Source organism: Myxococcus sp. AM010 (assembly GCF_013372585.1).
GTDB classification, from domain to species: domain Bacteria; phylum Myxococcota; class Myxococcia; order Myxococcales; family Myxococcaceae; genus Myxococcus; species Myxococcus vastator.
The window spans coordinates 1-876 of the sequence record NZ_JABXEO010000218.1 but is presented as its reverse complement, the minus strand read 5'-3'; the positions used below and the strand labels follow the sequence as shown (position 1 = coordinate 876).

At 69.5% G+C, this 876-nt stretch carries 1 protein-coding gene; it reads left to right on the top strand.

The annotated features are described in order from the left end of the window. Window positions 1–3: 3 nt before the first annotated feature. On the top strand, window positions 4–876 hold an 873-nt coding region (gene tnpC / locus HV826_RS36385), incomplete at its 3' end, for an IS66 family transposase (RefSeq protein WP_368671077.1).

Here is an 876-nt window from a genome sequence, read left to right as displayed (position 1 = left end):
CACGTGGTGACGTCGAAGTGCGCGGACGCCATGCCGCTGCACCGGTTGGCCCAGCGGGTGGAGCGAAGCGGCGTGCCCATGAGTCGCAGCACCCTGACGGACCTCTTCCACCAGGCCGCCTCGGTGCTACTGCCCCTCTCCCAGCACCTCCTGCAATGCATTGCCTCGGCGGACGTGGTGTGGGCGGACGAGACGCCGCTGCGCGTGCTGGACGTGAAGAAGACGCGTCTGGGCTACCTCTGGACTTTCCTCACCCGGAATGACGCGGGCGAGTGGCTCATCGGCTACCGCTTCAGCATGGGCCGCGCCAGCAAGACGCCGAAGGAAGTCCTGGGTGGCACCGCGGGCGCCCTCGTGGTGGACGCGTACACCGGCTACAACGCGGTGACGCTGCCGCAGGGCCGGGTGCGCGTCGGCTGCTGGGCCCATGTGCGTCGCCGCTTCTTCGACGCGCTGGCCACCGCGCCCGAGGCGCGTGAAGCCCTGGACTTCATCCTCGAACTCTACCGGGTGGAGGCCCAGGCGCGAGAGGCGGACGTGGTGCGCACCGCGGCCCACCGCGAGCTGCGCCAGGTGCACAGCGCCCCCGTCCTCGCCGGGCTGCGCGTCTGGCTTGAAGCCCAGGCACCGCGTCACCCGCCCAAGAGTCCACTGGGCCAGGCCATCTCCTACGCCCTCAAGCAGTGGGAGGCCCTCACGCGCTTCGTGGAGAATGAGCGCCTGCCTCTCGACAACAACCGCTCGGAGGCAGCGCTGAGAAAGGCGGCCCTGGGCCGTAAGAATTTTCTCTTCGTCGGCCACGAGGCCGCGGGAGAGAACCTCGCGGGCCTCTATGCACTGGTGGCTTCCTGCGAGGCCAACGGCGTCAACCCCGAG